Source organism: Streptomyces sp. NPDC030799, assembly GCF_055572255.1.
This window is the reverse complement of the sequence record NZ_JBVIDS010000003.1, coordinates 266915-282414: the sequence shown is the minus strand read 5'-3', so window position 1 is coordinate 282414 and position 15500 is coordinate 266915. Positions and strand designations below refer to the sequence as shown.

At 71.5% G+C, this 15500-nt stretch carries 7 protein-coding genes; 4 read left to right on the top strand and 3 right to left on the bottom strand.

Translation table 11 applies throughout. From position 1 onward, the window contains the following. Positions 1 to 21: 21 nt before the first annotated feature. Entirely contained in the window at positions 22 to 7623 is a 7602-nt protein-coding gene (locus tag ACZ41I_RS08780) for an SDR family NAD(P)-dependent oxidoreductase (RefSeq protein WP_468513610.1), read from the bottom strand. 462 nt (positions 7624 to 8085) lie between these two features. Between ACZ41I_RS08780 and ACZ41I_RS08775 the strand changes: the two genes are divergently transcribed. Both ACZ41I_RS08775 and ACZ41I_RS08770 read left to right on the top strand, forming a co-directional pair. Continuing rightward, complete coding sequence (locus ACZ41I_RS08775; protein ID WP_468513866.1) at positions 8086 to 8616, top strand: gamma carbonic anhydrase family protein; 531 nt, start codon at positions 8086 to 8088, stop codon at positions 8614 to 8616. Further along, positions 8609 to 10228 carry a DHA2 family efflux MFS transporter permease subunit gene (locus ACZ41I_RS08770; protein WP_468513609.1) on the top strand — a complete coding sequence of 540 codons (1620 nt, stop codon included), beginning with the start codon at positions 8609 to 8611 and terminating at the stop codon, positions 10226 to 10228. Before ACZ41I_RS08775 ends, ACZ41I_RS08770 begins: the two co-directional genes overlap by 8 nt. Before the next feature lie 776 nt (positions 10229 to 11004). Here ACZ41I_RS08770 and ACZ41I_RS08765 read toward each other — a convergent pair. Continuing rightward, a complete protein-coding gene (locus tag ACZ41I_RS08765) occupies positions 11005 to 12249 on the bottom strand; it encodes an MFS transporter (protein ID WP_468513608.1) in 1245 nt (414 codons plus the stop codon). 77 nt (positions 12250 to 12326) lie between these two features. Here ACZ41I_RS08765 and ACZ41I_RS08760 point away from each other — a divergent pair, with 77 nt between their 5' ends. Both ACZ41I_RS08760 and ACZ41I_RS08755 read left to right on the top strand, forming a co-directional pair. Continuing rightward, positions 12327 to 12878, top strand: coding sequence for a CGNR zinc finger domain-containing protein (locus tag ACZ41I_RS08760; protein WP_468513607.1), 552 nt, complete (start codon positions 12327 to 12329; stop codon positions 12876 to 12878). 281 nt (positions 12879 to 13159) lie between these two features. Beyond that, complete coding sequence (locus ACZ41I_RS08755) at positions 13160 to 14296, top strand: FAD-dependent oxidoreductase (RefSeq protein WP_399769125.1); 1137 nt, start codon at positions 13160 to 13162, stop codon at positions 14294 to 14296. A 242-nt stretch (positions 14297 to 14538) separates the two neighbouring features. Here the strand turns inward: ACZ41I_RS08755 and ACZ41I_RS08750 are convergent, their stop codons facing one another. Further along, positions 14539 to 15480 carry an AraC family transcriptional regulator gene (locus ACZ41I_RS08750; RefSeq protein WP_468513606.1) on the bottom strand — a complete coding sequence of 314 codons (942 nt, stop codon included), beginning with the start codon at positions 15478 to 15480 and terminating at the stop codon, positions 14539 to 14541. Positions 15481 to 15500: the final 20 nt, after the last annotated feature.

The window sequence follows — 15500 nt, the reverse complement described above, 5'->3', positions numbered from 1 at the left end:
CACTGCACGCACCGGCTGCGGTCATCGGTTCGACGCTGCCCGGCCGATGCGGCGTGCGCAGCGCCGGGCGAGGTCGTCGACGGTGCGGCTGTTGAAGATCTCCACAGCAGGAAGGCTGAATCCCAGACGTTGATGGATGGCGGACATCAGCTCCGCGCCCATCAGGGAGTCCAGGCCGAGTTGCTCCAGGGGCCGGTCGGCCGGGATGCGTTCGGGCGAGGTCTGCAGCACTCGACCGAGGATGTCGATGACGGCCTCGGTCACCAGGACGTGCGCCTGCTCGGGCGATGCGGTGGCGACGGCCTGCAGCAGCTCGCGGTGGGAGGCGCCGTCCTCATGGTCCGCGTCGGGAAGGACGAGACGGAAGCGGGGGGTGGCAATGGCGGGGATGGTGTGCCGTACCCGGCTCCAGTCGATACCGGCGGCCATGACGACACCGTCCGAGGTCTCGTCGCCGGGGACGAGGAGCACCTCCAGCGCCGCCAGGGCGTCCTTCGGGGACATCGGAGTGAGACCGATGTGGGTCATGAACTCGCTCAGATCGTGCCGGGCGACGAAACCGACGTCGGCCAGCGCCCCCCAGGCGACGGCAAGGGCGGGCAGTCCGGCGTTGCGGCGGGAGCGCGTCAGCGCCTCCAGAAGGATGTTGGCCGCGGTGTAGTTGGCCTGGCGATGGTTGCCCAGCAGCGCGGAAGCGGAGGAGTACAGGACGAAGAAGTCCAGTTCCCTGTCGCGGGTGAGGCCGTCGAGGACCAGCGCAGCGCCCGCTTTCGCCGCCACGACGCGGCGGACGGAGTCATCGCTCAGGTGGGTCAGGGGTGCGTCGTCGAGAACCATGGCGGCGTGAATGACACCCCGCAGCGGGTGCTCGGGGGTGTCCGCGGCGCTCAGTACCGCGCGCATCGCCTCTGCGGCCGAGGCGTCGGCGGCGTGTACGTGCACGGTCGCGCCCTGAGTGTTCAGATCGGCCACCAGGCTCTGCGCGTTCGGGGTGGCGGGGCCGCGCCTGCCGACGAGGTGCAGGTGCCGGGCGCCGTGCTCGACGAGCCGGCGGGCGGTGGCCGCTCCGAAACCGGTAAGACCGCCGGTGACCAGGTAGGCCGCGTGCGGATCGAGGCGCAGCGAGCTCTCGGGGGACGTCGGTCGCGCGCTGCCCGTACGGGCGGATCGGCGGTCGTTGGGACGGTCGTCCAGCGTGATGACGACCTTGCCGACGTGGCGGGAGTGCTGCAGGGCGGTGAAGGCGTCCGCTGCACGATCGGGCGGGTAGACATGGTGCAGGATGGGACGGTAGACGCCCTCGTGGATGAGCCGGCAGACCTGGGCGAGCTCCTCCGCGACGACCTGCGGCTGGTCCTGGGCCAGCTGCGCCAGGTCGGTGGTGCAGAACGTGAGGTTTTTCAGGAAGGGCCCCAGGAGCAGGCGGCTGTTGGCGTACAGGTCACGTTTGCCGAGTTCGACGAAGCGCCCGCTGGGGCGAAGGGTCTCCAGCCCCCGTCCGATCGCCTCCCCGGCCAGGGAGTTGAGGACCACGTCCACACCGCGGCCTTCGGTGAGTGCCCTGACCCGGTCGGCGAAGTCCAGGGACCGCGAGTCCAGGACATGGCGAATACCCAGCAGGCGCAGCAGGTCGCGCTTGGCGGGGGTGCCGGCGGTGGCGATGACCTGGGCGCCGATGTGCTCGGCGTACTGGGCGGCAGCCAGGCCGACGCCTCCGGCGCCGCCATGGACGAGGACGGTCTCGCCCGGGGCGAGGCGGGCCAGGTGATGCAGGCTGTGGTGCACGGTGAGGAAGACCACGGGCAGGGTGGCAGCGGCGCTGAAGTCCATGCCGTCGGGAATACGGCCGACGGCCGTGGCGGGGAGGGACACATGGGAGCGCAGGGTGCCGGTGCCGAAGGCGAAGACGCGGTCGCCGGGGGCGAAACCAGTGACGCTGGAGCCCACTTGTGTGATGACGCCGGCGCATTCCTTGCCGGGAACGTGAGGTTGCCCGACTGATCTGCCGGTCCGGTCGAGGGGGAGGCTGCCGAGGGCCTGCATGACGTCGCGGTAGTTCAGCGCCGCTGCGTGCACGGCGATGACGACTTCGTCAGGAGCGGGGCGTGGCGCGTCTTCGGCGGTCCATTGCAGGGTGTAGGAACGGCCTGGCTCGTTCAGATGCAGGACGTGGCTTGAGGCGCTGCGAGCGGAGCGGCCCCGGGTGTCCGCGACGTCACGGACGCGGGCCACGAAGCGTCCTGCGGGAGTGAGCAGGATCTCGTCCTCGTCCTTGCCGTCAGGGTGAGCCAGTTCGGCGGCCAGCCGGGTGGCGGTGCCGGCCTGGTCGGCAGAGGGTTCCACGGCGATGCGGCGGACGGTGATGTCCGGGTGCTCGTTGGCGAGGGTGCGTGCCACCGCCCAGGCCGCCGCGGCAGCGGGCGCTGCGGGGCGTTCCGGGGCGGGCAGGGCCCCGGTCGGCGGTGTGAGGAGCCACAGTTCGAGCTCTGACTCTTCGCGGTCGGCGGCAGCGGCTGCCAGGGAGCGCAGCACTGCGGTGTGGTGAACTGCGTGGTCGACCAGCGCCCGCTGGTCGGTGTCCGCGTCGGCCGCGTGCTGTGGGGCCGGTGCTTCCCCCGCGAGGTGGAGAACCACGGACAGGGGACCGGGATGCTGCTGGAACAGAGCGGCCCAGTGGGACTGATCCACGCTGGGTGCCGTGCGCAGGACCCGGAGGCCGGCGGTGCGCAGCTGCCGGGCGAGGTGATCGGCCGGATCGGCGTTCGGCGCCTCGGCCGCGATCAGCCAGGTGCGGTCCGATACGAGCCCGTCTCCTCCGGAGCTTGCGCCGCCCTGCTCCTCCTTTGAGGGCTCGCAGAACTGCGGAAGCGGCCGGAGGGAACCGGACGCCGACGCACTCCGGCCGGCGCGCTGAGCCAGAAGCACCGACCCGACACTGCGAGCGGGATCCCGGTGGTCCGCCAGGACGACAGGGCCCAGCCATCCGGCGTCCGCCAGCAGGCGCTGCCAGGCATCGGTGCCCAGCAGCGGGCTGTGGGGCCGCAGGTCGGTGTCGCGGTAGTCCCAGAAGCCGGGCTGCAGTCCGGTCATCAGCGCAAGTGCGGCGGGGTCGTGGACCTCCGCGGCGAGGAGGTGGCCGCCGTCGGCCAGCAACTGCGACAGATGGCCGAGGCTGCGGCGCACGTCACGCGTGGCGTGCAGGACGTCATGGGCGACCACGAGGTCGAATCCGCCCTCGCACAGGTCCTGGTCGCCGGGGGCTCGGTCGAGGTCGAGCACGCGGTAGTCGACGAAGTCGTAGGAGGCGAACCGGGTGCGGGCGCGGGGGAAGCACGCGGCGGACACATCGGTGTACGTGTAACAGGTGCGTTCGGGCGGCAGTACCGGCAGGAGATGGGAGGCGGTGCCCCCCGTACCGGCTCCCGCCTCCAGCACGCGCAGCGGCCGATCGTCCGGCCAGTGGCGTACCAGCTCCCTCACGACGGCGCGCGTGGCGCGGTTGGCGAACTCGCGGACTCGCCCGGCGGTGTGGAACTCCTCCCACAGGTGCCGGCCGCTTTCGGACAGCAACACTTCCATCGGGTCGGCGTCGCCCCGCAGTACGTCCACCAGCCGGCTGCCGCAGGTGCCGAGCAGGGCGAACTCGACCGCCCAGTCGGGGCTGCTACGGCTGATGTCGCGGACCTGGGCCCGGGGCGAACCGGGTCGGACGATACGCCATCCACCGCGGGCCGGTAGCGGTTCGGCCAGGCCGTGGACGTGCGCGGTGTGCAGCAGCAGGTCGACCAGTTTCGTGTAGGAGGGCAGTACGCCCGCGTCGAGCAAGTCGCTGTGGGTGAAGGGCCGGTCGGCGGTTTCTCCCAGCAGTGTGGTGAGTGCGGTGGCGCCGAAGTGGGCCGTCAGGGCCCGCGCATGCGCTGCGGTTTCCTCGGTGCGGCCGTCCTGCCGGGCAGAGCGGTGCTCGATGCCCCGGACGATCTCACGGGGGGCCGGCAGGGGCGCAGGGCCGAGATCGTCACCGGGTCGCGGAGCGGCACGCAGGACGGTGACGTAACGCCGGACGGGGGTTCCGGTACGGCTGTCGAACCTGCGCAGTCGGCAGCCTTCGAGCGTGATGCAGGCAACACCGTTGGCGGCCAGTACGGTGACGTCCCAGACGGCTTCACGATCGGACAGCGCCCGGGAGCGCACGTGGATGTAGCCCAGCGCCGGCATTCTGCGCCAGGCGCGCACCCGATCGAAGGACACCGGCAGGAAGGGGACGCCTTCGGCGGTGACGTCCTCCAGGAGGTGCGATCCGGCCTGCAAAGCCGCGTCCAGCAGGGCCGGGTGAGCCTCGTAGCCGGTGGTGTCGAGGCCGGCGGCACCGGTCCCGGCACGGTAGCGGGCCAGGACCCGGTCGTCCGCGACGTGCAGTTCTTGCAGGGTCCGGAAGGCCGGGCCGTAGGACAGACCGGTGTGCGCGGCGAGCCGGTAATGCTCCTCGGCGGTACGGACCGTGGCCGACTCGGCCATGGCGCGGTCGAGGTCGAGTGGGGCCGGCAGCGGGGTGAGGAGCCTGCGGATGCGTCCGCGAGCATGCTGCTGCCAGGGTCCGGCCTTGTCGGAGCGGCTTGCGATGTGCAGGATCCCGTCCTCACCGGACACTGCCGTCTGCAGTTCCAGGAGGGTGGTGTCGTCCTTGTCGAACGGCAGCACCAGGGCGTGCGGCAGGTGCAGGTCGGTGATCTCCACCGGTGCGTCCAGGACGCGGCGGCCGGCGGCGAGTGCCATCTCCAGATAACCGGCCGCGGGCATCACCGTACTCGGACCGACCTTGTGGTCGGCCAGCCATGCGGTGCGGGCCGGGTCGAAAGGACCGTGCCAGACCGGTTCCGCGGTGGCTGCCCGCTCGCCCAGCAGCGGGTGGTCGGTGGTGCCGTCGCCGCATCCGCCGGCCCACAGTTCCGGTGCGCCGTTCCAGCGGTCCTCCCGCTGCCACGGGTAGGCAGGCAGGTCCACCACGTGGCCGGGGCGGGGGAAGAAGACGTCGGTGTCGACAGGTGCGCCGTGCGCCAGCAGTGCTTCGACGGCGGTACGCACCGCCTCCCGGCCGGGCACGGTCCGCTGCAGGGTGGCCACGACGGCGGGCGGGCGACCGGACACCTTCGAGCTCCGCAGGTGGGTGCGCAGCACGGGGTGCGGGCCGATCTCCACGTACACCTCGCAGCCCAGGTGCTTGAGCTGGTCGGCGGCGTCCGCGAACAGCACGGGCCGGCGCAGGTTGTCCCACCAGTAATCGGCGTCCATCTCCTCACCGGTCAGGAGGGTGCCGGTGGTCGCGGAGGCGTACGGAATGCGTGCCTTGGCAGGCTTGATATCTGCCAGCGCGGACAGCAGGCGGCCTTTCAGCGGATCCATGACGCTGCTGTGGAAGGCGTACGGAAGCATCAAGTCGCGGAAGAAGACGTTCTCCCGCAGGCACTCCTGCTCCAACTGCGCGAGCGCGGCCCTGTCACCGCTGACGGTCACACTCTGCTCGCTGTTGATGCCGGCGATCTCCAGCCGGCCGGTCCGGGAGGCGAGCAGCTGTCGGGCCCGGCCGGCACCGAGACCGAGTGCGGCCATCCCGTACTCGCCCGCGGTTGTCTCCTGGGCACGGGCGCGCTCGACCACCGTCAGGGCTGCGGCGTCCAGTTCCAGCGCGCCGCAGGCCCAGGCCGCGGCCATCTCACCGCAACTGTGCCCGGCCACCGCTGCCGGTTCGATGCCATGGGCCCGCAGCAGCTGCACCAGTCCCACTTGGACAGCGAACAGCAAGGGCTGTGCCACATCGGTGGTGTACTGCCGACGCCGGGAGGCGGGAGCGGCGAGCTCCTCCAGAACGGACCAACCCAGCAGCGGACGCAGCACGTGGTCGGCCTCGGCCACCGCCTGCCGGAACACGACATCGGCCGCCAGCAGGTCCGCGGCCATACCGGGCCACTGGGACCCGTTGCCGGAGAAGACGAAGGCGACCGTCCCTGTGCTCGCGGCCTGCCTCATCGGACCGCCGGCTGTCCCGCCCCCTTCGTGCGACTCGGCGGCCTCGCGCAGCAGTGCAGCGGCCTGCGCCGGATCCCGCGCCAACGCGGCGGCACGATGCTCGTGGTGACCGCGCCGCCGGCAGGAGGTGTACGCCAGGTCGTAGAACGCCTCCGGCGCGCACCGTTCCAGACGGTCCGCCATGCGCCGGGCGGCTTCCGCAGCCGCAGCCGGTGTCCTGCCGGACACCAGCACCGGCAGCCGGCCCTGCACGCCCTGCCGTGGCGACTCCGTCGTCGGGGCGGTGCCGAGAGGTGGAGGCGTGGTCAGAACGACATGTGCGTTGGCGCCGCCGAAGCCGAAGGAGTTCACCCCGGCGACGGGGCGCCCGCCGGGCAGTGTCTCCAGGGGACGCGCCTCAGTGACGGGAGCCAGCCGCAGTCCGGCGAAGTCGATGTCGCGACTGAGCGGCTGCGCGTGGACTTGCGCTGGAATCCGGCGGTGGCTCAGCACCAGCATCGCCTTCAGCAGGCCGGCCATGCCGGAGGCCGGCTCCAGATGCCCCAGGTGGCCCTTGACCGATCCCACCGCCAGCGTTCGGCCCGGGCTTCGCCGGGTGGCCAGGGCAGCGCCCACGGCCCGGCATTCCACCGGGTCACCCACGGGAGTGCCGGTTCCGTGCATCTCCAGGTACGACACCTCGTCGGGGATCACGCCGGCCGCGGTGTAGACCTCGCGCAGCAGAGCCGCCTGGGCCTCGGCGCTGGGCTGAGCCAGGCCGGGGGTGCGGCCGTCGGAGTTGACCCCGCTGCCCAGGACGAGCGCGAGCACCCGGTCACCGTCCTCCAGCGCAGCGGACAGTGGCTTGAGGACGACCAGGCCGCCGCCTTCGGAGCGCACATACCCGTCCGCCTCGGCCGAGAAGGGGCGGCAGCGCCCGGTCGGGGAGAGCATCGCGGCCTTGGAGAACCCGATGAACTCGAACGGACTCAACAGGACGTTCACGCCGGCGGCCAGCGCGGTGCGGCAACGCCCGGCGCGCAGCGCCTCGCAGGCGTGGTGCAGCGCCACCAGGGAGGAGGAACAGGCGGTGTCCATCGTCAGGCTGGGGCCGTGCAGATCCAGGACATGCGACACACGGTTGGCGATGTTGGCGCCGGCGCCGCCGGACATGGTGTAGGCGTCGACCGAGCGGACGTCCAGACCCTGCAGGAAGGCGTAGGACTGGCTGGAAGCACCGACGTACACGGCGGTGTCGGAACCGGCGACGGAACCGGCCGCGATGCCGGCGTGGTCGAGGGCCTCGGCGGCCATCTCCAGCAGCAGTCGCTGCTGCGGGTCCATGCGGTCGGCTTCGCGGGGCGAAAGGTTGAAGTAGCCGGCGTCGAACCCACGGATGTCTTCGAGGAACCCGCCGACCTCGCAGTACGTCTTTCCCGGCCGTCGCGGCTCGGGGTCGAGCCACCGGCTCACGTCGAAGCGGTCCGCCGGGATCTTGCCGATGACGTCGTGCTCTTCACTGAGCGTGCGCCACAGACCGTCGAGGTCGTTGATTCCGCCGGGCAACCGACAGGCGGCGCCGACGACGGCGATGGCGTCACTGGACGAGCAGATCGCCACGGAGAACTCCTTGAGCACGCGGTGGACGGACGGGAACGGATGCCGGCAGTCGCAGGCATCCGGTGGTGTCGGGGCGGGCGTTCGGGCGATGTGTGCGGCGTGGCGGGGGCGCACGGGCGGCGTTTTCTGTTGACTCGACGCGCGTGTTTGCCTCCTGCCGTGACGACGTGCCGGGCCGGTCACAGAAGCCGATCTTCTGCTGCCGCAGCATGACGGCCACCGGGCATGCCTACGGGCTGTGCCACCCGGTGCCGTCGTTTTTCACCGTTTCGGCGGAGGCGTCCCGCAGGGGACCCGCCGTACCGAAACGGCCGGGTGAGGAGGAGAACCGTGGAGTACTCGGTGCAGAGCCCGGCTGGACCGCTCCAGCAAACGGGCATGTGCGAAGAGAATCTTGCTCGCACCCCCGTGCATCCTGAGCTCGTGCCGCGCCCTGTGCAGGCCCACGGCGCTCCGCTGCTGATGCCCATGCTGGGCTGCACACCCACTGTGGAACCTTCGGCGTACGTCGCCCCCACCGCCGTGCTCATCGGGCCCGTGCGACTGGGGCCCGGCAGCGGGGTGTGGTTCCACGCCGTACTCCGCGCCGACGGCGACGAGATCAGCGTGGGTGCGGACAGCAACATCCAGGACGGCACCGTGGTGCACACCGACCCCGGATTCCCCGTCCGCCTCGGGGACCGGGTCTCCGTCGGCCACAACGCGGTGCTGCACGGCTGTGAGGTAGGCGACGACGTGCTGATCGGCATGCACGCCACCGTGCTCAACGGCGCCAGGATCGGCCCGCACAGCATCATCGCCGCCGGAGCGGTCGTCCCCGAAGGCCGACGTGTCCCCGCCCGTTCACTGGTGGCCGGGCCACACGGTGCCGTGGTGCGTGCCGTGGACAGCGAGGACATCGCCCTCATCCGGGCTCACACCGAGAATTACCAGGCGCTGACCCGTCTCTACCACCGGCCCGACGCGGGTGCCGGGAGGACAGGCGATGTGTGAAGCCCTTGCCCCCGCGCCTGCAGCACCGCACGACCGGCACGGGCGGGGACCGTTCCGGCGCAGGCGAGCCGCGGCGCTGACCGCGGTGTCGGGCGCGGTGTTCATGGCCATGCTCGACAACCTGGCGATGAACAACGCGCTGCCGCACATCGGCGCGGACATGCAGGCGGGCATCAGCCGACTGCAATGGGTGGTCGCCGGATACACCCTCGTCTTCGCCGCCGGGCTGCTGTCCGGCGGTCTGGTCGCCGGCCGGCTGGGACCGAGACGGGCGTTCTGTGCCGGGATGCTGCTCTTCTGCGCCGGATCCGCCTTCGGGGCCTTCGCCGGCGACTGGCCCCGGCTGGTGACCGGCCGCTTGGTGCAGGGTCTGGGCGCGGCCGTGTTGCTGCCTGCGGGTACCGCTCTGCTGGGCCACGTCTTTCCCGATGAGAAGGAACGGGCGCGTGCCCTTGGGGTACGGGGCGGTGCTGCCGGCTTGGGCGTGGCCCTCGGCCCGGCGGTGGGCGGCCCCCTGGTCGAGCACCTGGGTTGGCGCAGTGTGCTGTGGATCAACCTCCCGGTCGGCCTGTTGTTGCTGCTGCTCACCCCATTGCTGCTGCCCCCGGTGCCGAGCGCCCGGCAGAGCTGGGACCCGGCCGGGCAGTTGCTGGCTGCGGTCGGGGTCGGTGCGTTCGTCTTCGGGCTGGTGCAAGGGCCGGTTGACGGCTGGTCCGCCGCCCCGGTCACCGGTGCGCTGGTGCTCGCGGCTGTGACCCTGCCGGCCTTCGTCGTCGTCGAATCCCTCGCCGTGCAGCCGATGCTGGACCTGCGGCAGCTGCGCCGGCGGGCGTACGCGGCCTCCGCCTTGTCCTGCTTCGCCTCCGGCTTCGGCCTGTTCGGGTCCACATTCTTCTTGACGCTGTACCTGCAGGACGTCCTCGGCTGGTCCGCCGGTGGGGCCGGGCTGGTCTTTCTCGCCGCCTCCGCCGTCATCGTGCCGGCTGCCCCGTCGGCCGGTGTGCTGTGCGCCCGCTCCGGTCCGCGCCTCCCGCTGACGACCGGGCTGCTGCTCATCGCTGTGTCCCTGGCCGGGTTGGCGCGCTACGGCCGTCACGCCGGCTTCGCCGACTATGGATGGCTGCTGCCGGTGCTGGGCATCGCGACCGGCCTGGCATTCGTTCCCGCCGTGATCACTGCTGTTCAGCGCTCCAACACCACGGGCGCCGCAGTCGGTTCGGCACTGATGGACTCCCTGCGAGAACTGGGCGGAGTGGTCGGTGTGGCCGTCCTCGGAGCGGTCCTCATCGTTCGTATGCGACACACCCTCTTCGACCGGGCGGTTCTCGCCGGCCTGCCCGAAAGCGCAGCCCACGCACTGACCCACTCAGCACTCGCCCGGGGACCGGCCGCGAGCCTGAGCACCGCCGGCAGCACCGTCTCCGCCCGGACACGCACATGGGTGGCGGACTCGTTCATCGAGGGACTGCACCTGTGCCTGCTCTGCGGCGCGGCAACGGTGGGCTGCGCCGCTCTTGCGGTCGCCTTCCTGCTGCGCGACAACCACGCGACCGCCGCGTCCTCACTGCTCGTGAAGCAGTCCGAGTGCTCTTCCATCCCGGAAGCACCGTAGGAACGCAGCGGGAGCCGTGGACCTCGTCGGTGCCTGGGTGGTTCCTTGAACAACTAGACCAAGGACGCGACATCCTGCACGTCGTCCGGCAGTACCGCCTCTTGCAGCAGGTCGAGAACGGCGAACGCGCCACGGCCACGGCTGCAGACCAGGCCGATAAGCAGCGCAGTGTGGGCCTGCCCGAGCCCAGGGGCGATGCCACACGAAGCTGACGTCGGCCATCCCGGCGCCCGCGCGTTGGCGCCGGGTCCAGGACCGGGTGGTGAAGGTGCGGAGGGCACATTGGGGCGGCGCGAAGCGGGGGAGCGAGAGCCCGAGTTCGGTGTTGCGGCCGACCGGTCACCCGGGGACGAGTACCTCGGGTCGCGCCACACCACCACGGCACGGCCGGATGAGGAGGCGGCTGGAGCGGGGGCAGGAACAGCTCGTTCCGGTGGTCGTGCACATGGCCGTCGAAGGCGAAGGCCGCTCGCAGCGATCAGCGCGGGCCCGGGCGCCTTCCACAGCGGGAGTGCGTCCCGCAGCACCCGCCACGCGGCGTCGGTCATTCCCCAGGGGACCGGCTCGCGGGCCTTCGCCCCAGCACCGCCGCTGCCTGCGCTTCCTGACGCCCGCAGCACCCCAACATGCGCGCGAGGCCAGTTCGGTCGCCGACCCGTCCGCGTCACCGTGGCCACGAGGACACCGGCTTGCTGACCGCCTACGGCCTGGCCCCTACGCCCCGTGACCGATCACAGAACCTGAGCCGGCACCGGAGAAGCGACAGCACCCGTCCGTTAGCCGGGCGGACCGCCCCCACGCAGTGCCCTGGACCGGCGGCTGACCGCCTCCGTGACGTTCAGGAGACCCGGCGACTGCGGTGTCACCCGGAGGTGCAGCGCGGCGAGCAGCAGGCAGAGCGCGGCCATCGTGGACCACAGCGTGGCTGTCCCCGCGCGGTCGAGCAGCTGGGTGCCGAGGACGGGTGCGAGCGTCGCGGCGACGCCCCAGCTGGTACCGAAGACGGCCAGGTAACGGCCGCTTCCACCGGGCGGAGCCAGGTCGGTGACGAGCGCGTACACGCGGCCCATGACCAGCAGGTCGCCGAGGCTGCACACGGCGGCCGAGACGAGCAGCCCCGGCAGGGTGCGGGCGAGGGCGTAGCCGGTCAGCCCCGCGGCCAGGAGGACATGCGCGAGGGCGAGCGCGACGGGCGTCGTGAGCCGGTTCGCCCAGGACAGCCGGACCAGCGGCTGGGCGAGCATGGTGGTGGCTGCGGTGGCGGTGAACAGCAGCCCCGCGTCGGCGGCGGGCAGGCCCTGCTGCGCGAGTGCGAGCGGCAGGGTCATCACGGCCTGCTGGTTGATCAGGGTGTAGGCGGTTCCGGTGGCCAGGACGCTCAGCAGGGCTCGGTCCCGCAGCGGTCGCACGGCGGTGTCGTCCCGGCCGGCTCCGGGCGGTGCCGGACGGTCGTGGGGAAGGGCCAGCCGGATCAGCAGCGCGCAGGCCAGGCAGGTCGCGGCGTCGGTGACGAAGAGCCAACGCAGGTCGCAACGGCCGAGCAACGCGGCGAGCAGTCCGGCGCCCATGCCGCCCACCGCGAGAGCGGCGCTGAACAGGCTGAACGCGCGCACCCGTTGTGACGCTGGCACGGACTCGCCGATGATCGCCTGACTCGGCGGCTCGTAGAGCTCGAAGGCCAGCCCGAGCAGCACCGCCCCGGCGACCGCCCAGGTGAGCGACGCGGAAGCCGCGATCGCCAGCTGTGCCACGGCGCATCCGCAGAGCCCGAGCACGACGGTCGTGCGTCGGCCGATCCGGTCGGCCAGTCTTCCCCCGGCCAGCCGCGAGGGGATCGTCGCGAGCCCGAAGGCGGCGCTGACCAGCCCCGCGGTGGTCAGGCTCGCGCCGTGATCGGCGCGGATCAACGCGGTGAGAAAGGGCAGCGAGAAGGCTCCGAGCCGGTTGACGACCCGGGCGAGCAGCAGCAGGCGGACGGTGCGGGGCAGCGGTTCGGAGCGCAGCACAGCGCCTCCCGTCACTGGTCAATCATCTATTGTCGGTGACGGACACCGTAGACAGGCGAAAGGTAACTGGTCAAGTGTTGTTCGACAGTCACATGCGTACCCTGCTCGACGCCTCGGTGGCGCTCGTCAACGCGCTGACCGACGGTGAGGCGCGCGGCCGTCGCTACCAGGCCCCCGAAGGTGCTGAGCGGGTCGGGGCGGTCCGGGCGGCGCTATCCGCCGGGCCGGACCTGGAACTCGGAGAGGCCGACCGGTTGGCCGACACCGCCCGCGCGCTACGCGCCGTGTTCGAGGCCGCAGCCGCCGACCGCCTCGACGACGCGGCTCCCACCCTCAACGCGCTACTGCGGGAGACCGGCGCCCGGCCTCAGCTCGACCGGGCTCCCGGGGAGCCATGGCAGGTGCACTTCCACGGTGCCGACGACTCCTATGCCGTCGGCTGGAGCGCCGGTTGCGCCACCGGCCTCGCCATGGCCCTCGGCGGCGACTACGCCGGCCGCCTCGGGGTCTGTGCAGCCCCGCGCTGCGACCGGGTCTATGTGGACACGTCCCGCAACGCCGGGCGCCAGTTCTGCTCGACGGCATGCCAGAACCGGGTCAAGGCAGCGGCGTTCCGTGCGCGGCGCGCGAGCGGCCAGGCGTGAACTCAGCCGGTCAATTCTGAAAGGACTTCCAGGAACGGCGACTTGGGGAAACGTGATCGCTCCCGCGGGCCGGGGCCGGGGCCGGTGTCGGGTGGTTGTCGGCGGTGGCTCGGTGATCTGTCGGTGATCCGTCGGTGGCTGCCGGGACATTGGTGCTGGTCGGCGCCGGCCATCAACGCACCGGCCACCAGCAATCAACCGTCCCGACCTGCTGGAACGGTGCTCCCGGCGTGACCTGCCAGGTGTCCGCCCAGCGATCCACGATCACGAAGGAAGCCTCCATGACCACTGACGTCACCATCATCGGTGCCGGGCTCGGCGGCCTCACGCTCGCCCGCGTCCTGCACGTCCACGGAATACCAGCCACGGTCTACGAGGCGGAGCCCTCACCGGCTGCGCGTTCGCAGGGCGGGATGCTCGACATCCACGACTACAACGGACAACTCGCCCTCGAAGCAGCCGATTTGATGGACGAGTTTCGTGGCCTCATCCTGGAGGGCCGCCAGGCGATGCGGATCCTCGACCCGGACGGGACCGTCCTGTTCGCCAAAGCCGACGACGGCACGGGCGGACGCCCCGAGGTGCAACGCGGCGAGCTGCGACAGATCCTGCTCGGCTCACTCCCGGCCGGCACCGTCCAGTGGGGGCACAAGGTGAGCAGCACCCGTACCCTCGGTGACGGTCGCCACGAGGTGACGTTCGCCGACGGCAGCAGCGTCGTCACCAGCCTGCTGGTCGGCGCGGACGGCGCGTGGTCACGGGTCCGGCCGCTGCTCTCGACCGCCACACCCGAGTACGTCGGCAAGTCGGTCGTCGAGACCTACCTGTTCGACGCCGACACCCGGCACCCGGCCGCCGCGAAGGCGGTCGGTGGCGGATCGATGATCGCGACCTCACCGGGCAGGGAGCTCTTCGCTCACCGGGAAAGGGACGACACTCTGCACGCCTACGTGGGGCTGTCCAGGCCGCAGGACTGGTTCGCCGCCATCGATTTCACCGATGCCGCCGTGGCCACCGCGCGGATCGCGGCAGAGTTCGACGGCTGGGCGCCGGAGCTCACCGCGCTGATCACCGACAGCGACACCAAGCCGGTCCTGCGCCCCCTCTACGCCCTGCCGGCCGGGCACCGCTGGGACCGGGTGCCCGGCGTGACCCTGCTCGGCGACGCCGCCCACCTCTCGGCCCCGAACGGCGAAGGCGCCAACCTGGCCATGCTCGACGGTGCCGAACTCGGCAAGGCCCTCGCCGCGCACGGCGACGACATCGAGGCCGCGCTCACCGAATACGAGGAGGCCATGTTCCCGCGCAGCACCGAAGCCGCCACCTTTGAGGGCGCCGAGGCCCACGAGACCGACTCCGACAACAACACAGCCCACGCCCTGATCGCAGCGTTCACGCGACACGAGCAGGCTCAGTAAGTCACCGCACGACGGACGGTTTTGAGCGGCTGTTGAATTCAGTGTCCGGGGACGGGACGCGGTCCGTGACGATGTCACTCGGCCGCGCCCGATCCACCGTCCGGATACGGCCGGGACGTGGCGTGAAGGCCCGCCGGACCGGACGACCAGCCTGCCCATTCGCGCCGCCGGTCTCACCCTGTCCTCGAAACGGGCACCGCCGAAGGCCATGTCCCGCGGGGTGAAATCCTCTTCGCGCCGGATCAGTGTGGCTGGCGGCGCCAGATGGAGGGGCTGACGCCCCGTGTGCGCTTGAACGCCACGCTGAAGGCGAAGGGGTCCTCGTACCCGACCTCGCGGGCCACGGCGGCGACGGTCGTCTCGGCGTCCCTCAGCAGGTCCGCCGCCAGGGTCATACGCCAGCCGGTGAGGTAGGTGAGCGGGGGCTCGCCGACCAGCGCCGTGAAGCGGGCGGCGAACGCCGCACGGGAGATGCCCACCCGGGCGGCCAGGTCGGCGACCGTCCACCGACGGGCAGGATCCTCGTGCAGCAGACGCAGCGCCTCGCCGATCACCGGATCGGCCAACGCCTGGTACCAGGCGGGCGCCGTCTCAGCGTCCGCACACCACGCGCGCAACGCCAGTACCAGCAAAAGGTCCAGCAGCCGGGCCAGGACGGCGTCCTGGCCGGGTTCGTCACGACTGGCCTCGGTGGCCAGCAGGTCCAGTGCCGCCCGGGTCGCCGGCCCGGCGGGTACGACCGCCAGTGGCGGCAGCATGCCGAGCAGACGGTCGCCGATGTCGCCGCTGACGTCGTAGGCGCCGCGGAGCATGATCGTGGCCCCGGGCAGACCGTCGCCGTAGGTACGGGGCGCCAGGCTCCGCTGTGTGTCCGGCACTTGTGCGGATCCGCCGACGACCCGTTTCGTCCGCCCGTGGATCAGAACCTGAGGCGGGGTGGAGGGGCTGTCGGCGATCGTGTACCAGCCGGGGCGGGTGATGAGGGCGATGTCGCCTGCGGCCAGCCGTACCGGTGCGATGCCCTTGTCGTCGATCCGCACCGACGCGTGACCGGCGAGCGTGGTCACGACCGTGAGCGGGGGCGGGTCGGTGAAGCTCAGCGACCACGGAGGACGCTGTATCAGTTGCCTGACCCACGCGTTCCTGGCCCGCGCCCGGTGCAGAAGATCGCTGAGGACGTCCATGCGCCAACGCTAGACGAACA